Below are 19,215 nucleotides of genomic sequence, written 5' to 3' on the forward strand. Positions count from 1 at the left end.
CCTGAGCATCGGCATCAGCGCCAAACTGGGGAATTTTCATCCAGCCGTTTTGGGGAGATTACGTCCAGCACTCACACCGAACTTCTGCTTTTGCAATTTGGCAATCCGAACCCGCAGCGCCTGAACCAGCAGGTCATGTGCGCGCAAGCTGGCGGTCATCTTCTGATTTTCTGCCTGCAACGCGGCAATGATCGCCTTCAAGGCGGCAGGATCATTGGGCAGTGGCGTGGCCGTTCCGGACATGGGGATGGATAACATATTCCCATGTTGAACACTACAAAAACACGCAATTACAGAAAGATAAATCAGCCGACCCGAACTGGCCGCACCCCAATCGGACCGCCTCCAGTCGATGTTCGCGGGTTCTCTCGGACCAGTGGCGTTCACCCGCTCACTCCCACAGCATGGCGAGCTGCGCCGAGGTCAGGCGAATCGCTCCATTGCCGCGCATGGGCCAGGGAAAGCGGCCTTTCGCGAGAACCTTGTAGTAAAGGCAGAAGCCCTGGCCATCCCAATACAAGAGCTTCAATCTGTCGCCACGCCGACCGCGGAACGCAAACACCGCACCGCCTGCCGGTTTCTGGCGCAGCTGATCCTGCGCAAGTGCCGCCAAACCCTCAATGCCCTTGCGCATGTCCGTGATGCCACAGGCCAGATAGACCCGGACACCCGTGCCGGGCCCGATCACACTGCCTCCAGAACACGGATCAGGCGCGCAAGTGAATGGTCATCGACCGTGTCGGGACAACGAAGCTGCCGACCATTGCGCAGCAATACTTCAATCATCAAAGGCGGGCCGGACGGCAAAGCTAGGTCGGCCCCTACATCGCCTTCCTCAACTGGCACGAAAAGCGCCGAACCAGATACGGGCCAAAACCCCTTGCGCCGCATCTCCTGACGCCACTGGTAGATGTGTTGCCGCGTCAGGTCTGCCTCGCGCGCGACATCCGCTACTGTCCTGCCGTCGACCCCGACACGCTCGAGAACACCCAGCTTCTCAGCATCCGACCACCGACGGCGACGTTCCCGTCCCAAAACTTCAACATGCCGCACCAGATATCAGCTCCCCGATACGACGTCGTTAACGACGTCAATAACGACGTAGCTTAAGATCTGAGGGCGCGATCAAAAGGCGGTAGCAACCGGGCCGTTACCCTTGATCGTCAAAGGAGCGGGCCTGCTCGGCTGGTCCATCGGCACCTCCCTCTCTGGGGGCTCGCAGGTCGGGCTGCCAGCGCAGGTTCAGCGGAGTCCGCCCGAAGCCCTCTCGGTAACGCGGCCGCAGGCGCTTGCGTTCGATCGCCACCGTCCACTCGAAATTGGCAAGATTGTGGAGGCCGTCGTCATGCGCCTGATCGGCGCGGTGTTGTTCGAGCAGAATGACGAATGACAGACCTCGAGCCGCTACATGATGGTCGAGGCCTTCGCTCAGATCGACAAGGAGGAGATCGACCCCATTCTCAGCATCACCACAAAAGCCGCCTGATCATGACCTCAGGCCATCTGGGAAATTACACCAGCTTGACGGACGTGACCCTCGCTCCTCGATACCGCTCAACGATTGCTTGCACCAATTCCGAACGTGCCGCCATGCTGATCCGCCTCGCCATCCACCCTCCGAACCAGGACGGCAGACCCTCACCATCCCACTCGGAAGAATGATCCTATCGGTAACATTTTGCTTGAGGCAATGCGGGGTCAGTTTGTCAGTTCGGGTGACATGTGGTCCAATTGGAGCCAGCCAGGCCCGAGTATCGCTACTACGGCGATAGCCACAGCTGTCTCGTTCGCCGTTGGTTACGTAGTAACTGCGGTTTTCTTGCGGATGATTTCGGTGATGTCCTTTGCGCCCTTTGTCATCTACAGGGTCGTGCTTGGTCTGCTACTCCTGGTTCTGTTGCAGGCGGGGTGGATGCCGGCAACCAGCTAGCAAACGTCGGATCGTAGCTTCCGTACCTGACCGATATTTCGCAATTAGCTCAGGCTTCGCACTCAGACCGGCGCCGTTGAGAGGCGCCGGCAGTGTCTCCAAGATCAGTCGGCGCTGCTGCGGGCGTAGACGTCTTCGTAGCGGATGATGTCATCTTCACCCAGATAGCTCCCAGTCTGGACCTCGATGAGGACCATCGGCACCTTGCCCGGGTTTTCCATCCGGTGAATGGCGCCCAGCGGAACGTAGATCGACTGGTTCTCGGTAATCAGGGTGACCTGGTCGCCCACGGTGACTTTCGCCGTGCCTGAGACGACGATCCAGTGCTCCGAGCGATGGACATGGCTTTGCAGTGACAGGGACGCGCCAGGCTTCACGACGATGCGCTTGACCTGGAAACGATTGGCCAGTGCCAGGGTTTCGAACCACCCCCAAGGACGGTGATCGCGAGGGAAGGACTCGGCCTGCTTGTGGCCCTTCTTCTTCAGCTCGGTGACGGCCTGACGAACGTCCTGTGCGCGGCTGCGATCCGCCACCAGGACGGCATCGCCCGTCGCGACGACCATCATGTCCTTCAGCCCGATACCGACCAGCTTGAGATCCTCACTATCCGAGCGCAGGAGCACGTCCTGACAATCGATCGCGGTCGAGTTGTCGTCGGCGACCACCCCGCTGTCTGAAGGCTTTTGGCTCAGTTCCTCTTGCCAGACGGCGTCCCACCCCCCCAAGTCCGACCAGCGGCCCGAGAAGCGTACGACCGCGAGGTTGTCTGCCTTTTCCATGACGGCATAGTCGACGGAGTTGTCGGGCAGGGGCTCCCAAGGCGCACGGGCGAGGCGGAGAAAGCCCAGATCGCTATGCGCCTCGGACACGGCCTGCTGGACGGGCTCCAGATATTCAGGCGCATGGGCGCGGAACGCCTCGATCATCACATCTGCGCGGAAGAGGAAGATCCCGGCGTTCCAGAGGAAGTTGCCTTGGACCAGCATCTCAATTGCCTTCTCGGCATTAGGTTTCTCGATGAAGCGAGCGAGTGCCTGAACCTTATCTCGGTGGCCGGCGATTTCCAAATAGCCGTATCCTGTTTCGGCGCGATCCGGCGTGATTCCGAAAGTAACGATCTTGCCGGCTTCCGCCGCACTGGCGCCTAGCCTGACAGTCGCGACGAAATCCGCGCTATCGGGGATGACGTGGTCCGAAGGCGCGACAAGCAGCAGGGCCCTTGGGTCCTGTTGAGCGACCGTCATTGCTGCCGCTAGGATGGCCGGTGCAGTGTTTCTTCCAACGGGCTCGATTACAATGGAGCTTGGCCTGATGCCAATCTGTTCCAGTTGCTCGGCTACAATAAAGCGGAAATCGGAATTAGTCATCACAATGGGATCGGCGAAGCCCTTGCCTGATAGACGGCGGGCAGAGGCTTGGAAAAGCGTCTCATCGCCTAATAGCGCGGCGAATTGCTTAGGGAAGCTTTTACGTGAGACAGGCCAGAGCCGCGTGCCCGAACCGCCAGCCATCAATATCGGAGTAATATTTGTCATTTGTATTCCGTTGAGATCAAAAGTCATGATGGAGCAAGCTGTCATGGCTGCACAAGCGACTATGAGTCGCGCTGCAAGAGATCCCGCGTGAAGACCTTATCAGAAACATCGGCCAGATCATCATGGCGGCGATTTGCTATAATGAGATCGGATTCCGCTTTGAAGACATTGAGATTGCGCTCTACACGAGAGTTGTAGAACTCGTCGGTACTAAGCGCGGGCTCATAGACAATGCATTTGATACCCCTGGCCTTGATCCGCTTCATGATGCCCTGAATGGCACTGTCACGAAAATTGTCCGAGCCTTCCTTCATCACCAACCGGTAAACGCCGACGGTCTTCGGTGAGCGAGCGACAATTTGTTCGGCAACAACATCCTTGCGCGTGGTGTTGGAGGCAACAATCGCAGCGATCAAGTTCTGCGGCACATTCTCGTAATTAGCCAGGAGCTGCTTGGTGTCTTTGGGCAGACAGTACCCTCCATATCCAAAGGACGGATTGTTATAGTAATCGCCGACACGCGGATCCATACTGACGCCTTCAATGATCGACCCGGGTTCTAGCCCGTGACGCATGGCATACGTGTCTAATTCGTTGAAGAATGCGACGCGCATGGCAAGGAAGGTATTGGCGAAGAGCTTGATCGCCTCCGCCTCGGTCGAGCCGGTCAGGATAACGGGCACGTCGCTGCTTGCGGCACCCTCATTCAGCAGTTCAGCAAAGCGACGGCCTGCTTCGGTCTCATCGCCGACGATAATTCGGCTCGGATGAAGGTTGTCATAGAGTGCCTTACCTTCACGCAAAAATTCTGGAGAAAAGATAATACTCTCTGTATTGAATCTATCGCGGATACTTTGGGTGTAGCCAACTGGGATAGTAGATTTGATGATGATCGAGGCTCCGGGGGCGATCTCCAAGGCACTTTGAATCACGCTCTCAACCGATTTCGTATCGAAATAGTTCATCTTAGCGTCGTAGTTGGTGGGGGTTGCGACGATGATGTAGTCTGCGCCCGAGAAGGCTTCAGCCGGGTTAGTGGTAGCCGACAAGTTCAGATCGCGCGTAGAAAGATATTCCGAGATCTCGCGATCTTCTATTGGGCTCTTTCCGGCATTAACGGTGGCAACACGGCCGGTATCGATATCGAGAGCTACAACTTGGTGTTTCTGTGCCAGAAGCACAGCATTAGACAACCCGACGTAGCCAAGTCCAGCAACAGCAATCTTAATCATCGTCTTCCTTGGATTCAATTAGTGACTGTAGTTATAGGTTGCGGCCATGGTCGGTAGACGGCTAATACGTCGCTCAAAATTTTTGCAACATACTGGCAATGTGAGTACGGCTGTGAGAAAGTAGTCGACAGAAGCGGCAGCCTAATGAGGCTGCCGGTATTCTGCACTCAAATGCGTCGATTTCGACTGATATCTGGAAATAAACGCCTAAAAGTAGTCAGAAAAAAGCCGGTGACCTGCCCATTTGGGGGACGCAGTCGAATCGTCTCATGTCGATGGAACTTAGTGCCGTAGGTTATTTCTAGCCTTCTTGCGTATAATACCGGTTCCCATAATAGGCCCCATAGGCGTCATAGCCATATCGCTTCAGCCCCGCCGGATCGACTTGGGTCAAGACCAGACCTAACAAGTTAACCCGAACATTCTTGAGCTGACTCAGCGACTCAGCGACTTGCTCGCGGGTAGTGCTGTCCCACCGTGTGACAAAGACAACGCCGTCGGTCTGTTGGGCGATGATTTTTGAATCCGGCACTACTAGAACTGGCGGCGTGTCTATCAGCACAATGTCATACTGCGCGCGCGCCTCGGCGATCAGCTCGGCAAACCGTGGTGACGAGAACAGATCCGCCGCATTGATCTGCGACTTGGCACCCAAAATGACATCGCCGATATTTGGGAGTTTTAGCGTCACCTCGGCCAGCATTGCTTGGCTGGTCAAAGCCGCGGAAATAGTCTTACGTTCATCGGGCACGTCCGCTGCATAGTGGTTCAGCGACCGCATCCGAACATCGCCCTCGATCAACAGCACTCGCTTACCCATGTGCGTTAGATTCTGCGCGAGAGCCACCGAGGTGGTAGTTTTACCTTCACCCGAGACAGAGGAGGTTACGGCTATGACCTTCGGCGGCAACTCGGCCGCTGACAGTAAGAGCGAAGTCCGTAGGTTACGTACAGCTTCGCTGGCGGCCGAGGCCGGGTTGCGTGCTAAATACGCGATCAGATCCTTGCTGGACTTCTGTTTGAGTTGCGGTATCTGCGCAAGCACTAGTTGACCAGTGAAGGCTTCAAGCTCCTGGCTTGAACGAATGCGGTTTGCTCGCATTTCGCGTACTAGCACCAAGCCTGCCCCCGCCATGGCACCTAGCAAGGCCGACATAACCAAGATCATAGACTTGCGCGGTGCGGCCGCCCCACTAGGAATGACAGCCTGCGAGAGAACTCGGCTGTCAGCCTTGTTGATGCCCTGCTGAGCTGCCACTTCTTTCAAGCGGGTCTGGAAGTGTTCATATAGCAAGCGACCGGCCTCCGCTTCACGCGCTAGTTGCTCAAGCCGGGTCAGTTCCTGTGACTGGCGATCGAAATCTGCCGCAAGGGTCCTCTCAACCTCGGTCAACGCCGCTATTTGCTCCTGCATCCTGCTGAGATCATTGGTCAGCTGCATCCGGCGACTGGTGGGGGCATCTGCCGGAAGGCCTGCGATTCGGATGTTCAACTCGCCGGACTCGGACGTCATCTGCTCGATCCTGCGACGAGTGTCTTTGAGTTGCCGATCCATCGCGGCCAGGGTCTCGCCATTGATCACTGAGGTCTGCGCACGGAAGTCGCGGACCTGTTCATCAAGAGACTCAAAGGCGGCCCGCTGCTCTGCGACCTGATCTGACAGCCACCGTGTCGCGACCTCGTTGGCCTCGAAGCGAACACGCAGCTGATCGTTAATGTAGAGCTTCGCCACAGTGTCGGCAATCTTCGCCGCCTTGACGGGCGAAGTACTGGTCACGGTGATCTGGAAGACAAGGCTATTGGGCACATTGCGAATCTGGATCCCGTCTAACAAGGCCGAAACGACGCCGTCCTTGATCCTCTGAGCCTCTTCCGCAGTCTGTTCATCTTCGCCGAAAATACTGGACTTGATTCGGCTGATTAGCCCCTTTGGTCTGAGGGAGCCATTGAATTCACCATCTTGGATCAGATTCAACTCGTCAACGACGCGGCCCATCAACTCGCGGCCCTTCAGGACCTCCACCTCAGTATTGATTGTCTCGCTATCTGAAGACAGCGCACCCAACACGCTTTCCAGCCCAGTTGTCGCAGACTGGCGGGTTTCCAGCACCACCACCGAGGTTGCACGAAAGGTCGGGGTTGCCAGCACGAAGGCATAAATCCCGCCTAGAAGGATCGCAGCAACAACTGCTGAGCCAATCATCAACCTACCACGCCAAAATGTTCTGAACAGGGTAAGAAGATCGATTTCGTCAGCTGCGGCCTCGGACGATGTCGAGGATCGGTCTTGTCTGGACACGCGCTAAAATTCCAGTTCTTAAATTACCTGATTGACCAGTTGGCCACGTGGTGAACGTATAGCGAGACTGATTTCAGCAAGTCCATTGGGAAATCGGGCTTTTTGGCAGATTCGTGCAACAGTCACCGGTCAGTTTCCCTTAAAGCCTTCTTATCTTTTGAGAATCGCACCTGAAAAAACTGTTGGCGGAAAGTGCCGGTGATGTAAGAGACTATGTGGAAACGACCGGATCGGCTAGAGACTAGTGTTCACCACCCGACAAGGTCGTGTCGCGAATTCGGTAGGAATTCCCTGGCAGCGCGCTCCGGGCATGTAACGTTGGCTCCAGTCAGGCCGCGAGGTCAAGGGACATCGGCGCGAGCGGCTGAGTGAGGGTCTCCCATCCGTCGACCTTGCGCATCTGGATCTGCCCTGACGCCAAGAGCGCCCAGAGCAGCATCGGCACGGTTTCGGCGCAGGGCAGCACGGTCTGGGTCTTGATGCGACGGCGGAATTCCTCGTTCAGACGCTCGATGGCATTGGTGGTCCTTGCCGACTTCCATTGCGAAGGATCGAGGCGAGTGAAGCTGACGAGCCGGTCGCCGGCCTTCTCGAGGCTATCGGCCACGGCCCGGCACTTCAGCTTCCATTTGCGGAGGAAAGCCTTGCGACGCTTCTCGATCTCGGCGGCGGTGTCGGCATAGATCATGTCGCGGTAGTCCTCGGTCAATTCGTCACGAAGGCGCTTGGGGGCGTGGCCGAGCAGGTTGCGGTGCTTGTGAACCGTGCAGCGCTGGATGGGCAGGTCCCCGCCCCAGAGCGCCACGAGCGCAGCTTCAAGGCCGGGGGCGCCGTCAACGTTTACGAACTCGGGCCGCGGCAAGCCCCGCGCGCCCAGGTCGGCGAGGAAGCTGCCCCAGGCAGCCGTGCTTTCGCCGCCCATGTTCCTGATCGAGAGGAGCACCTTTTGCCCGTCGCGCCGCACGCCGATCGCCGCCAGCACCGAGATGTTGGTGGCCTTGCGGTCCAGCCGGGTCTTGATGACGGTGCCATCGAGGATGAGCCGAACGATATCCTCCTCGGCCAAGTCGCGGGTGGACCAGGCGTCCCGGTCGACCTTCACCTTGCCAAGCCCGGCTAACCACGTCCTTGCTCACCGCCCCTTCGAACCAGCCGAACAGCGTCCGCTTGACCCGGCGCGTGTTGGTTCCCGCCAGATAGACCGCCGCGATCAGGGCCTCGGCCTTCTTTGTCAGCCGCCTGTAGCGGGGCAGTGCCTTCGAGCGCCATTCGGTGATCTTGCCGGCCTCGTTCTCGATCCGGGCACGAGGAACCCGCACCGTCTCGGTGCCGAATGTGCTGTCAATGGCAGCGTGGTAGTCCCAAAACGGGCAAGGTAAAAATCCTCAGTTGAGCGGGGCCGGGTATCAACCGGGTCAATGATTGGCAGCTCCGTTTTTCAGGGTCGGAGGACGTCCCCGGCGCTTGGGTGGCGGCGGCGGAGCAATCCGCGCGTTTGCTCGAACATGCTCGGGGATGAGATCAGCATGGGCGCGGAGCCGATAGCTGGCGCCCTCTATCTGGATGACGACGGCATGATGCAGCAGGCGGTCCAGCAATGCTGTTGCGACGACCGGATCCCCGAAGACCTCGCCCCATTCGGCAAAGCCGTGGTTCGAGGTCAGGATCATGGCGCCCTTTTCATAGCGGGCATTGACCAGTTGAAAGAACAGGTTGGCGCCGCCGCGGGTGATGGGCAGATAGCCGATCTCGTCAGCGATCAGCAGAGCTGCCCGGGCATAGAACCGGATCTTTTCGCTGAGCCGTCCTTCGCGCTCCGCGCGCGACAGGGCTTCGATCAGTTCGGCCAAGGTAGCACGGTAGACCGTTCGTCCGGCCTTCACCGCTGCGACGCCCAGGGCCGTGGCCAAGTGACTTTTTCCGGTGCCCGGCGGGCCAAGGAAATGGACGACCTCGGCACGTCGAATGAAGTCCAACTGCGCCAGCGCGGCGATGCGCTCGCGGTCGAGAGAGGGTTGAAAGCTGAAGTCGAAGCTTTCCAGTGTTTTGATCGGCATCAGCTTTGCGGTGCGCAGGGCCACGTCGATCCGGCGACTTTCACGGGTGCTGTATTCTTCGCTCAGCAATTCGTCGATGGCTTCGATGGCGCTGATCTGCCCCCGCTCGAGCTGAGCCAAAGTGTGATCCAGGGCCTCAAGCGCCCGCGGCATTCTCAACCCGATCAGCGCCCCGCGAATGCGGTCCAGAACTTCACTCATCCCCTGGAACCTTCCGCCGCCATGCGTCGCCCGACGGCATCGTAGAATTCCAGGGAACGTCTCAACCCCTGTATCGGCATGCACTGCGGGAGCTGCGGTGGCGGGGCCTTGCGATGGGCTGGATCGACCCGCCGCAGATCCTTGCCCTCGAGGATCGGATGGCGGGCGATGAGCTGACCATCCTCGAAGATTTTCAGCTCGGAGGGGTGATGCTGGACCTCCAGAAGCCGCCGCCGCGCGGTCTCGGGAACGCTGTAAAGATTGCCGCCGACCGAGATCATCCCGTCGCGGCTGACCCGACGCTCGACCGACAGCACCGCCTCGTAGCGAAGTGCGGGGAGCGGCTGGAGAGCCGGCCTTTCTTCGGCAAACGCCTGGTCAACGATCCGCTGTGTCGTTGCGTGGATGCGCGCATTGGCGATCTCACAGCGCCAGGCTTCGAACTGCCGGTTGAGATCGTCGAGGTTGCGGAAGGACCGGGCCAGGAAGAAGTCCTGGCGAATGTAGCGGAACGGTCGCTCCACCTTGCCCTTGGTGCAGGCGCGATAAGGGCGGCAGGCACGCGGCACAACGCCATAATGGCTCAGCAGCGCGACAAGCGCGGGATTGTAGGTCACGATGCCGGCCTCATCCTCACCGATGACGGCAGTCTTCATCCGGTCGTAGAGAACTTCCTGCGGCGCGCCGCCCATCGCCTCGAAGGCCGCAATGTGGCAGCGCAGCACGGATTGCAGGTTCTGGCTGGCAACGAAGTGCCCCCACAGCCAGCGGCTGCTGGCAAGCACCATGGAAAACAGCCAGACCTTTCGGATGACGCCGGGCTCGTCGGTGAACTCCACGGTGAACTCGGCGAAGTCCATCTGGGCCTGACGGCCGGGCGGCGTCTCGAAGCGGCGGGCGAAGGGCTTTGTCTTTTGGGGGCGGATCTCCCGCAGAAAGGGCTTCAGCGTCGAGTAGCTTCCGGAGAAGCCAAGCTCGACCAGTTCGCGATACAAGCGGCGTCCCGAAAGCTCGGGAAAGCTGGATACCCTTTCCTGCAGGTAGGCCTCGAACGGCCGCAGCAGATTGGGGCGTGGCGCCCGCGGCTTGTAGACAGGAGGCTCCAGGCCCCGAGCAAGATATTTCCGGATGGTCTTGCGGTCACATCCAAGCTTTCGCGCAATGGCGGTGATGCTCAGACCTTGTCGGCGCAGGTCATGAATCAAGACGATCTCCCTCAAACCCTTCACCTCGATACCTCCACCTGGTTGTGGAGAGCATCAGGCCAGTGATCCGCGGCTTCGCCAATTTCCGGATATTCAGGGTCCGGAAATTGTCAAAGCCGCTCGCGATGCGAGGATTTTTCAGTTGCCCGTTTTGGAGAGATTACGGCTGCCACTGACATGTGCCGGTCAGGTGTCGGTCGCGATGCCCGTGGCGGTAGCCCTTGGCCCGCTCATTGCCGCGGCCGTAACGAAGCCGACCAAGAAAGTCGGCCAGTTCCTCTTCGAACATGGCCTAATGGTGGCGCGGACATTTGCCCGAAGGCGATCCTCGATCGGATCATACCCGCTTGCGTCGGGCAGTAGCGAAAAGGACGAGCTGTCGGTATTCTGCTTCATGGCGTGATCTCCCTGGCGGTTGCCGCCGCCGGTTGGGTGGGTGTCAGTTCACCCGGAGATTACGCCACCGTCCAATTTCCACCACTTCCGAGACACGACCCCCGACAAGTGGTTCCCAGTCTGTCGCGGGATTACCCTCGGTCTAGCGAGCTGAGTTCCAGAGGCCACAACGCGGACGGAGCGGTCGTTCAGATCGCGCCGCCAAAGGCCTTTGATGATCCTTCGCGTGGCCGTATCTCGGTCTGGCAGACGCATCATAAGTTTAGGGAGACTTGATGGGACGGTTGTTGAAGGTTTTGACGGCGATTGTCCTCGCCACGACCGTGTCGGCGGCGACGGCGGCAGCGCAGCAACCAAGGACGATTGAGAACGTACTCTCGGACTATTCCCCGAACCCGATGAACCCGGAACTGCAGGGCAAGAGCCGTGACTATTACATCAATTCGAGATGCGCGGGTCTGATGGTGGCACTTCCCATCGCGGCAGGAGAAGACGTGGATAATACCGGACGGTTGGCGGCCATTATTTTCACCGAAATGTCGTGATCATGCTCGAAAGGGACCACCTGAGATAGGCAGCAGGCGCAGCTACGACGTAGAGAAGTTCCGACAGAGCGTAACTGCTTCATCCGCGAGATGGCGACCCGATATGTGCTGCAGCTTGACCCGCACGGGCTTGCGGATGGCAGCGCCATAAAGCAAGACATCAAATTCCGCCAGGACGAGCTTCCGGTCGCGAAGGCTATCGTCGAAGCGGTGGGAAGGAGCCGCTAGGCGGTGGCCGATGTGCTGGACTCATGGTTGTATCCCCGCCTGTAAGGCACAAATGAGACTTCGAACTCCAAGGCTGTCGCATTGCCTCATGCGTTCAGTTGAATGACGGGTTTGGGCTCGGAGCCGTCACTTGAGTGCTTCGCTCAACACTGCCGGCTGCTAGCCGATACCAGCTTCCATCGGGCAGCTTATCTCAGGTGGGTAACCTCTAACCTCCAGCTCCGTCAGCCGCTCGGCTGCAAAGCCAATCATCTCGCGCGAGCCGGGTCGGCATCAGGGGTCTTCTCCACGAGATCGCGTAAGTTCATCATGTCGATGGTCATCGGTGAAATCTCCGGTCCAGGTCGGTGTCAGCAACCAGACTTTACCGGAACATCGCCGGTGACCACCCCACCAGAACCTACACCACGCTCAGGGACAGCATCCTTGCCCAATCAAGAGCCCAATACAGAAGAAACATTAATGCGACACTCGCGAGGCTGCGCGACTTTGGCTCTTGCATATCATCCTATGGATGCGCATGACCAGCAGGAAGATCGTTGTGACTGTAGCCTACTTCTGTTCGAGAGCAGGACTTTTCAGGTCGTAGGAGTAGGGGACATTGCACGCTATAGTTGGATAGTCAGGGTAGGCAATAGTTAACAAAAGATGCGCATTCTTGTTATATGTATTAACTATGCGCCGGAAATTATCTCGACCGGCGTATACACCACTGGCATGGCGGAGTACATGGCAAAACACGACGTCCAAACGGATGTTGTGACCGCCTTACCCTACTATCCAGCATGGAAGATTTTCGATGGTTGGGGAAGACTTTGGCGCTCCAGAATTAGCGAGAACGGGGCGCGAATTTACCATTGTCCGCTCTACGTTCCTAATAACCCAACGGGTGCCAAGCGTATACTACACTATATAAGCTTCGCACTGACCGCACTTCCTGTGGCGCTTTGGAAGGGACTGACTGGGCGCCCGGATGTTGTGGTGATGGTTGCACCGTCTCTGATTGCGGCTCCGATTGCCTGGTTGTCCGCTAAGGTTGGGGGCAGCACTGCTTGGCTTCACATCCAAGACTATGAAGTGGAAGCAGCATTTGCAACAGGCCTGCTGAAGGAAGAAAGCCGTATCGGCCGATGGGCCAAAGCTTTCGAAAAATGGATCCTAAAGCGCTTCGATCGGGTCAGTACTATATCGGAGCCAATGCTGGACAAGCTGCAGCAGAAAGGCGTTCACAAAGATAGGATCTATGAACTCCGAAATTGGGCAAATTTGGAGAAAGTGACACCTCTAAAGGATGTATCTCCGATGAAGGAGGTACTGGGTATCACAACACGCTATGTTGCCCTTTATTCCGGCAATCTCGCGAACAAGCAGGGGTTAGAGGTTCTGCCAGAAATGGCCCGTCATCTGGTGCATCGAGATGATATAACAATTGCTGTGTGTGGCGATGGTCCGATGCGCCAAACATTGATGGACCTCAGCAAAGATACCCCGAGTATTCAGTTCTTTCCGCTGCAACCGCTGGAAAAGTTGAGCGAGCTTCTGGGGATGGCAGATGTTCACATTCTTCCACAGATAAAGGGTGCGGCGGACCTAGTACTGCCGTCGAAGTTGACGAACATGCTCGCCTCTGGGCGACCCGTTCTAGCTACGACGGAGGCAGACACAGCCCTTGGTCGTGAAGTCGTTGGAGCCGGGTATCTTGTGCCGGCAGGTGATGCGGCAGCCATGGCTGCGCGGCTGGAAGCCATGATGGACGACCCAGAGGATCGCGCGAATCTTGGTAAGGAAGCTCGAAGTAGGGCCCTGATGAGATGGGACATGAATGCCATCCTGTCGCGTCTAAAGACAGAATTTGAAACTGTCTCCGGCGCCCTTCCGGCCACTAAAGGCGATTTGCAGCAAACAAGGAATATGCAATGAAAAAAGCGCTTATTACCGGCGTTACCGGCCAAGACGGTTCCTATCTTGCAGAGTTTTTGCTGGAGAAGGGTTACGAGGTTCACGGAATCAAGCGCCGCGCCTCGCTCTTCAACACAAGCCGCATTGATCACATGTACCAGGATCCGCATATTACCAACCAGGTCTTCAAATTGCATTATGGCGACCTGACCGACACGTCCAATCTGACGCGGATTATCTCAGAAATCGAGCCGGACGAAGTTTATAATCTGGGCGCACAGTCGCATGTCGCCGTCAGTTTCGAGGCTCCCGAGTACACGGCGGATGTCGATGCCACAGGCACATTACGTCTGCTCGAAGCCATTCGCTTCCTTGGTCTTGAAAAGAAAACTCGCTTCTACCAAGCCTCAACCTCCGAACTTTATGGGCTTGTGCAGGAAACCCCACAGCGCGAAACTACGCCGTTCTATCCGCGCAGCCCCTATGCCGTCGCCAAGATGTACGCCTACTGGATAGCGGTGAACTACCGTGAATCTTACGGAATGTATGCATGCAACGGTATACTCTTTAATCACGAGTCGCCGCGCCGCGGCGAAACCTTCGTAACGCGCAAGATTACTCGGGGCTTGTCGAACATCGCCATGGGTCTCGAGCCCTGCCTCTACATGGGCAATATTGACTCACTGCGTGACTGGGGCCACGCGAAGGACTACGTTCGCATGCAGTGGATGATGCTGCAACAGGAAAAGCCCGAAGATTTTGTCATCGCGACCGGGGTCCAGTACTCAGTTCGCGAGTTCATCACTTGGACGGCACGCGAGCTCGGTATCGAACTTGAGTTCAGGGGCGAAGGCGTGGCCGAGATAGCGGTTGTGACGTCGGTCAGTGGCGATTCGGCGCCTGCAGTCCGCCGGGGCGATGTTGTTATGCGCATTGATCCACGATACTTCCGTCCTGCCGAAGTGGATACTCTGCTTGGGGACCCGACCAAGGCAAAGGAAAAGCTCGGCTGGGTGCCCGAGATCACCGCGCAGGAAATGTGCGCTGAGATGGTCGCCGCCGATCTCAAGACAGCTCGCCGCTACGCACTTCTCAAAGATCATGGCTATGAACTACCGATTGCCTTGGAGGCTTGAGAGATGACGTGGGATATCAAAGGTAAACGGATCTGGGTCGCCGGCCATCGTGGGATGGTCGGTGGCGCAGTAGTGCGGAGACTGCAATCAGAGAATTGTGAGATCCTGACCGCCAGCAGAGAAGCGGTCGACTTAGTCGAGCAGAGCGCGGTCAGAGTATGGATGGCCAAACATCGCCCCGACGCTGTCGTGCTGGCAGCGGCGAAGGTTGGCGGCATCAAGGCGAACAACGACTTTCCCGTCGATTTCCTATATAAAAACTTGATGATTCAGACGAACATCCTCCAAGCCGCGCATGAAGCAAATGTGGAGCGGCTTCTGTTCCTCGGGTCGTCCTGTATCTACCCGAAATTTGCCCCGCAGCCCATTCCCGAGGAAGCCCTGCTGACGGGCCCGCTTGAGCCGACAAACGAGTGGTATGCCATAGCAAAGATCACGGGCATCAAACTGGTGCAGGCTTATCGAAAGCAGTATGGCCATAACTGGATTTCGGCCATGCCGACCAACCTCTACGGTCCAGGTGATAATTACGACCTAGAAACAAGCCATGTGTTGCCGGCTCTGCTTCGCAAGTTCCATGAGGCGAAGATCACGGAGGCGCCCTCAATCACGCTTTGGGGGTCAGGAAAGCCATTGCGCGAATTCATGCATTGCGACGATCTGGCCGATGCCCTTGTCTATTTGCTGAAGGCTTACTCGGGGAATGTCCACGTGAATGTCGGCTCAGGTGAGGAAGTTTCGATCCGTGAACTGGCTGAAATAATCGCAGATGTGGTTGGATACAGAGCACCTTTTAAGTTTGACACCTCCAAGCCTGATGGGACACCTCGTAAATTGATGGATACTTCGATGTTGAAGGATTTGGGGTGGAGTTGCACGCGAACACTCAAGGACGGCATATCGTCTACTTACAAAACATCATTCCCACGGCTTGAACCAAGTGAGGGGCAGCGATGATAGAACCAGTTTCCAATCTGCCGGCAGGCGCACACGTACAAACGGGCACTCTAAAGACGTTTGAAGGCGCGCCGTCTTTCTCATTGAGTCACCGCCTGTTCCGACTTACCTGGAAAATTGTATGGAGGCTTCTGGGAGCATGGACACCACCTCCGTGCAAAGGATGGAGGAGGTTTCTACTGCGAAGTTTTGGCGCTAAAATTCACAAAACTGCTAATGTTTATGGATCGGCAATCATCTGGTACCCGCCAAATCTTACAATGGCAGCTCGGTCGACTTTGGGGCCAAAGGTGAACTGCTACACAATGGGCAAGATTGAAATCGGAGAGAATGTAGTTGTTTCTCAAAACGCATCTTTATGTACTGGAACACATAGCATAAACGAGCCGTCGTTTCAGATACTGTGTCGTCCAATCAGACTAGAGGCAGATAGTTGGGTTTGTGCCGAAGCATTTATTGGGCCAGGTGTAACTGTTGGCGCCGGCGCCGTTCTAGGTGCAAGAGCTGCAGCATTCGCAGACCTCGAAGCTTGGGGCATCTATAGAGGAAATCCGGCACAGAAAGTAAAAATGAGAGAATCCTTCCGACGCTAAGAATTTCCAGATACTCTTCTAAATAAGCCTATCTTCAAGAGTTCGCGTCGCAATGATTAATGGTCACCCAAGCGCCGGAGGCGGCGCATACTGTCTTTCGAAGGCTGGGCTACCAAGGATACTTTGCTGAGATCGAGCTGAAGTTGTATCGACGCACGCTGCAGCTGCAGTAATCATGGAAATTGAAGCTTGGTAACTAAATGCGACAAAGTCAAGTAGCTCTCGAAGCCCGGGACATCGAGCGTGCAGTGTTCTACTCTGAAAGGTTTGACCGACGGATATTGTACGCAATGAGATTGCTCCTCGGGGCGTTTCCAATATTTGTTTTTTTTCACTCAGTCGGCCACCAAAATTTGGCTGTTCTTCTAGTGCATCTTCTTGCTTGGGCAATAACGACAGCCGTAGTTTTGAGTTCAAGAGATGCGATCTCAAGCATTTTGTTTACGAACGTTTTTTGGATGTTCTTCTATTCCCTGTATGTTTATCAGTCTTTAAGTCTCCATAATGTTGAGACCGGCTTTTTCGACCTGGAGCGTGCTTCGAAAATAGCACTTGTGAGTCAAATAGGTTTAACCATAGCACATTTTGCGTCACCAAGAAATCGCGTGTTCAACGAGATCATGTTTAGAAAGAGATGGGTGAAGGCGCAAATTTTTCGTCGGTGCGGAACGTTTTTTTCAACAATGGGGATTGCGGGAGTTTTAGGTACAGCCGGGGGCTTATTCAGCGGGCCCTGGAGCTACATTTTGATACTATTTCTATACGTGGGGCTAGCCGTTCGGGTGAGTGAGCGTGCTGAAGGTATAATAAAAGATTACCTTCTTTGGGTCTCACTTGGGCTTATGCTCTCACTATCGGTAATTAATAACTCCAGAACTGACTTGTTTGGATTTGTGCTGATGGCCCTGTTTCTGCTGGTACTACTTCGACGAAAGGTGATTACGGTTAAATTGGTAGCTGCATTTGTAGTTTTCCTACCAATTCTATCACTGTACTCTGAAGTGACGACCTCAATACGTTATGCTCGAGAATTGGACATCAACATTGCTAGTGTATTTTTTGATAACATACTAGATGCAGATGTTTGGGGAAAAAAGTTCAATCCATTCTATCAAGACTCTGGTACAATCGAGAAGATAAATTATTCAGATTTTTTCAGTCCAGTATATGGTGAAGGACATCCTGGGTTGTTTGCTAGACTAACACTACTTCCTATTCTTGACATAACATCTTCCAGGCTTCCAGAGTTCCCAGCCTTTACGGATTGGGGTACTTTCTGGAAAATAGTATTGTCAGCACTGCCTTCTTTCGGCCAAGAAAAGGAACTTATCTACGCAGATAAGGTGGTGTGGTCGTTGGGCTTAAGAACTAACGGTGAAGTCGGTTATCCGTTGATCACTGTTCAAGGCGAATTATTCTCCTTGGGGGGATATCCAGTTGTGCTGTTCGCATCCTTTATGCTGTATTGGATATTAAATTTCATGTACAGAACGCTTGTAAAGGTTACAGTAAGCAGAGTAGTGGCAATCGTGGTTATGTCTCAACTGATCATCAGCTCCTGCTTTAGTCCAACCCTGTTGTCGTTGACGTCCGCCTCAATCAGAACACCGCTTCTTTTGATTGCCGCCGTAATTTTGCTGATTCCGATTGTTTCAACATGTAAAGTGTGGAGCGTTCGAGGCTTTGGACATTTGCGTTCGTAATAGTGATGCAGTTATGTCGAAGAACTGCCTCAATTTGTTGGTATTTTCTTTACGAAAATGCACGTCGCACCTTGATGTCGGTTGGCTATGTCTGTCAGTACTTTTCGGTCATTAGTCGAGAAATAACGCGGAAACTTAGATGAAAATCCTCTACATCGGTTCTAAATCCGGCACCAGTGGTCAGCGTGCGGGAGCGCTTACTCGTCTTGGCCATAAGATACTGCACTTTGATCCAGCATCTCAGCTCCCGGCTCGTTGGGCCACATGGTTGCACTACCAAGGAGGAACTGGAATTGACCAATTAGTCTCGCGGGCGATCAGGCGAGCTATACCGGCTGAGGGTGCATTCGACCTAGTGCATGTGGACGGTGGTTCTTTGATTGGCCCACGTGCAATAGAAGTACTCCGGACGTTCGGGCCACGTATTTCAAGCTTCAACGCAGATAATCCTTTCCTTGATCCGTCCCCTGAACTGCGGAGATGGAAAATAATGCGTCGAGCGCTTCCACTTTACGACGTGGTGGTTACTATTCGCCGTCCAGGTGTCGAAAGCCTAATGCGGCATCATGGTGTGAGGAGACCGATAACAGTCTGGCAATCGGCCGACGAAGTAATTCACTCGCCCACACAAGACGTAGCTCCGAAGTGGCAATCAGATGTTTGTTTTGTCGGCACCTGGATGCCGGGGCGGGAAAAATTCATGGAGGCAATGATTGCCGCTGGGCTCAATCTGGCACTTTATGGCCCTCGCTGGGATCGGTCACCTAATTTCAATATGTTGCGTCCGAATATAAGGGCTGGATATCTAGAGGGGAGAGATTATGCCAGAGCTATCGGCGGTGCCCGCATCGGACTGGTTATTTTGAATCATCGGAATCAAGACCTTCACACTAACCGTTCAATTGAGATGCCGTCAATTGGAACAGCTATCTGCGCTCAGAGAACATCCTATCATGAGGAATTGTTTGAAGAAGGTCGTGAGGCGCTGTTCTTTGAAGATCCGATCGAGGCCGCCCAAAAGTGCTTATCATTGTTAGCGGATCCGCAGCATTTGGATCAAATCGCTTCGGCTGGTCAGCAGAAGGTGCGTAAACTCAGATTAGGCAATGAAGATCTAATGCGAAGTATTATTACGAGTGCTGTCGTCTAGCATGAGATAGGTGTTTGCTCTGTGCGCTATTCTCCTAGGTTCGGCGGCAATTGTTAGTGCTCATGATAGGATAGCTTGCGGTGTCTCCATCATGCACCTAAAAGGAGATCGTTGCGGCACTGCGACAAGCCATGGTGTAGAGTTGT

16 protein-coding genes and 2 pseudogenes are annotated in these 19,215 nt (G+C 55.5%); 9 read left to right on the forward strand and 9 right to left on the reverse strand.

The annotated features are described in order from the left end of the window. On the forward strand, positions 1 to 255 hold a 255-nt coding region (locus OU682_RS24310; protein WP_371832275.1), incomplete at its 5' end, for a hypothetical protein. Positions 256 to 391: 136 nt separating this feature from the next. Here OU682_RS24310 and tnpB read toward each other — a convergent pair. Both tnpB and OU682_RS18905 read right to left on the reverse strand, forming a co-directional pair. Then, positions 392 to 688, reverse strand: coding sequence for an IS66 family insertion sequence element accessory protein TnpB (tnpB, locus tag OU682_RS18900; RefSeq protein ID WP_268943763.1), 297 nt, complete (start codon positions 686 to 688; stop codon positions 392 to 394). Further along, positions 685 to 1,053 carry a transposase gene (locus OU682_RS18905; RefSeq protein WP_268943764.1) on the reverse strand — a complete coding sequence of 123 codons (369 nt, stop codon included), beginning with the start codon at positions 1,051 to 1,053 and terminating at the stop codon, positions 685 to 687. The genes tnpB and OU682_RS18905 overlap by 4 nt, the downstream gene beginning before the upstream one ends. Positions 1,054 to 1,156: 103 nt before the next feature. Here OU682_RS18905 and OU682_RS24555 point away from each other — a divergent pair, with 103 nt between their 5' ends. Together OU682_RS24555 and OU682_RS24315 are read left to right on the forward strand one after the other, a co-directional pair. Next, positions 1,157 to 1,390: a hypothetical protein gene (locus tag OU682_RS24555; protein ID WP_268943765.1), complete on the forward strand. Its 234-nt coding sequence runs from the start codon at positions 1,157 to 1,159 to the stop codon at positions 1,388 to 1,390. A 330-nt stretch (positions 1,391 to 1,720) separates the two neighbouring features. Further along, positions 1,721 to 1,930 carry an undecaprenyl-diphosphate phosphatase gene (locus tag OU682_RS24315; RefSeq protein WP_371832277.1) on the forward strand — a complete coding sequence of 70 codons (210 nt, stop codon included), beginning with the start codon at positions 1,721 to 1,723 and terminating at the stop codon, positions 1,928 to 1,930. Positions 1,931 to 2,034: 104 nt separating this feature from the next. Here the strand turns inward: OU682_RS24315 and OU682_RS18915 are convergent, their stop codons facing one another. From OU682_RS18915 to OU682_RS18945, 7 genes and pseudogenes are all read right to left on the reverse strand, one after another. Continuing rightward, positions 2,035 to 3,468, reverse strand: a complete 1,434-nt coding sequence (locus tag OU682_RS18915; RefSeq protein ID WP_268943766.1) for a mannose-1-phosphate guanylyltransferase/mannose-6-phosphate isomerase — start codon at positions 3,466 to 3,468, stop codon at positions 2,035 to 2,037. A gap of 59 nt (positions 3,469 to 3,527) precedes the next feature. Next, positions 3,528 to 4,697, reverse strand: a complete 1,170-nt coding sequence (locus OU682_RS18920; protein WP_329609832.1) for a nucleotide sugar dehydrogenase — start codon at positions 4,695 to 4,697, stop codon at positions 3,528 to 3,530. A gap of 304 nt (positions 4,698 to 5,001) precedes the next feature. Next, on the reverse strand, positions 5,002 to 6,999 hold the full coding sequence (locus tag OU682_RS18925) for a polysaccharide biosynthesis tyrosine autokinase (RefSeq protein WP_268943769.1): 1,998 nt from the start codon (positions 6,997 to 6,999) through the stop codon (positions 5,002 to 5,004). A 328-nt stretch (positions 7,000 to 7,327) separates the two neighbouring features. Next, positions 7,328 to 8,345: pseudogene (locus OU682_RS18930) on the reverse strand (IS256 family transposase); the annotation flags it as partial. Positions 8,346 to 8,414: 69 nt separating this feature from the next. After that, the gene (gene istB / locus OU682_RS18935; RefSeq protein WP_268943770.1) at positions 8,415 to 9,257 is read right to left on the reverse strand and encodes an IS21-like element helper ATPase IstB; all 843 of its coding nucleotides are present in this window, start codon (positions 9,255 to 9,257) and stop codon (positions 8,415 to 8,417) included. Next, positions 9,254 to 10,486, reverse strand: a complete 1,233-nt coding sequence (gene istA / locus OU682_RS18940; RefSeq protein WP_268943771.1) for an IS21 family transposase — start codon at positions 10,484 to 10,486, stop codon at positions 9,254 to 9,256. Before istA ends, istB begins: the two co-directional genes overlap by 4 nt. A gap of 154 nt (positions 10,487 to 10,640) precedes the next feature. Next, positions 10,641 to 10,858: pseudogene (locus OU682_RS18945) on the reverse strand (transposase); the annotation flags it as partial. Positions 10,859 to 11,133: 275 nt separating this feature from the next. Between OU682_RS18945 and OU682_RS18950 the strand changes: the two are divergent. From OU682_RS18950 to OU682_RS18975, 6 genes are all read left to right on the forward strand, one after another. Beyond that, complete coding sequence (locus tag OU682_RS18950; RefSeq protein ID WP_268943772.1) at positions 11,134 to 11,403, forward strand: hypothetical protein; 270 nt, start codon at positions 11,134 to 11,136, stop codon at positions 11,401 to 11,403. A gap of 876 nt (positions 11,404 to 12,279) precedes the next feature. Continuing rightward, positions 12,280 to 13,551 (forward strand): WcaI family glycosyltransferase, encoded by a 1,272-nt coding sequence (locus tag OU682_RS18955; protein ID WP_268943773.1) that lies wholly within the window; start codon positions 12,280 to 12,282, stop codon positions 13,549 to 13,551. Further along, a complete protein-coding gene (gmd, locus tag OU682_RS18960) occupies positions 13,548 to 14,666 on the forward strand; it encodes a GDP-mannose 4,6-dehydratase (RefSeq protein WP_268943774.1) in 1,119 nt (372 codons plus the stop codon). The genes OU682_RS18955 and gmd overlap by 4 nt, the downstream gene beginning before the upstream one ends. Positions 14,667 to 14,669: 3 nt before the next feature. After that, a complete protein-coding gene (fcl, locus tag OU682_RS18965; RefSeq protein ID WP_329609830.1) occupies positions 14,670 to 15,623 on the forward strand; it encodes a GDP-L-fucose synthase in 954 nt (317 codons plus the stop codon). 1,051 nt (positions 15,624 to 16,674) lie between these two features. Next, the gene (locus tag OU682_RS18970; RefSeq protein ID WP_268943775.1) at positions 16,675 to 17,919 is read left to right on the forward strand and encodes a hypothetical protein; all 1,245 of its coding nucleotides are present in this window, start codon (positions 16,675 to 16,677) and stop codon (positions 17,917 to 17,919) included. A gap of 139 nt (positions 17,920 to 18,058) precedes the next feature. Then, the gene (locus OU682_RS18975) at positions 18,059 to 19,069 is read left to right on the forward strand and encodes a CgeB family protein (protein ID WP_268943776.1); all 1,011 of its coding nucleotides are present in this window, start codon (positions 18,059 to 18,061) and stop codon (positions 19,067 to 19,069) included. Positions 19,070 to 19,215 lie beyond the last annotated feature (146 nt).

The organism is Paracoccus benzoatiresistens (genome assembly GCF_026913015.1).
Classification (GTDB): domain Bacteria; phylum Pseudomonadota; class Alphaproteobacteria; order Rhodobacterales; family Rhodobacteraceae; genus Paracoccus; species Paracoccus benzoatiresistens.

Excerpts from the sequence above, each read along its gene's own strand:
- OU682_RS24315 (WP_371832277.1), top strand. The coding sequence starts at position 1,721 with ATGTGGTCCAATTGGAGCCAGCCAGGCCCGAGTATCGCTACTACGGCG.
- OU682_RS18915 (WP_268943766.1), bottom strand. The coding sequence starts at position 3,468 with ATGACAAATATTACTCCGATATTGATGGCTGGCGGTTCGGGCACGCGG.
- istB (WP_268943770.1), bottom strand. The coding sequence starts at position 9,257 with ATGAGTGAAGTTCTGGACCGCATTCGCGGGGCGCTGATCGGGTTGAGA.
- OU682_RS18950 (WP_268943772.1), top strand. The coding sequence starts at position 11,134 with ATGGGACGGTTGTTGAAGGTTTTGACGGCGATTGTCCTCGCCACGACC.
- OU682_RS18955 (WP_268943773.1), top strand. The coding sequence starts at position 12,280 with ATGCGCATTCTTGTTATATGTATTAACTATGCGCCGGAAATTATCTCG.
- gmd (WP_268943774.1), top strand. The coding sequence starts at position 13,548 with ATGAAAAAAGCGCTTATTACCGGCGTTACCGGCCAAGACGGTTCCTAT.
- fcl (WP_329609830.1), top strand. The coding sequence starts at position 14,670 with ATGACGTGGGATATCAAAGGTAAACGGATCTGGGTCGCCGGCCATCGT.
- OU682_RS18970 (WP_268943775.1), top strand. The coding sequence starts at position 16,675 with ATGTTCTTCTATTCCCTGTATGTTTATCAGTCTTTAAGTCTCCATAAT.
- OU682_RS18975 (WP_268943776.1), top strand. The coding sequence starts at position 18,059 with ATGAAAATCCTCTACATCGGTTCTAAATCCGGCACCAGTGGTCAGCGT.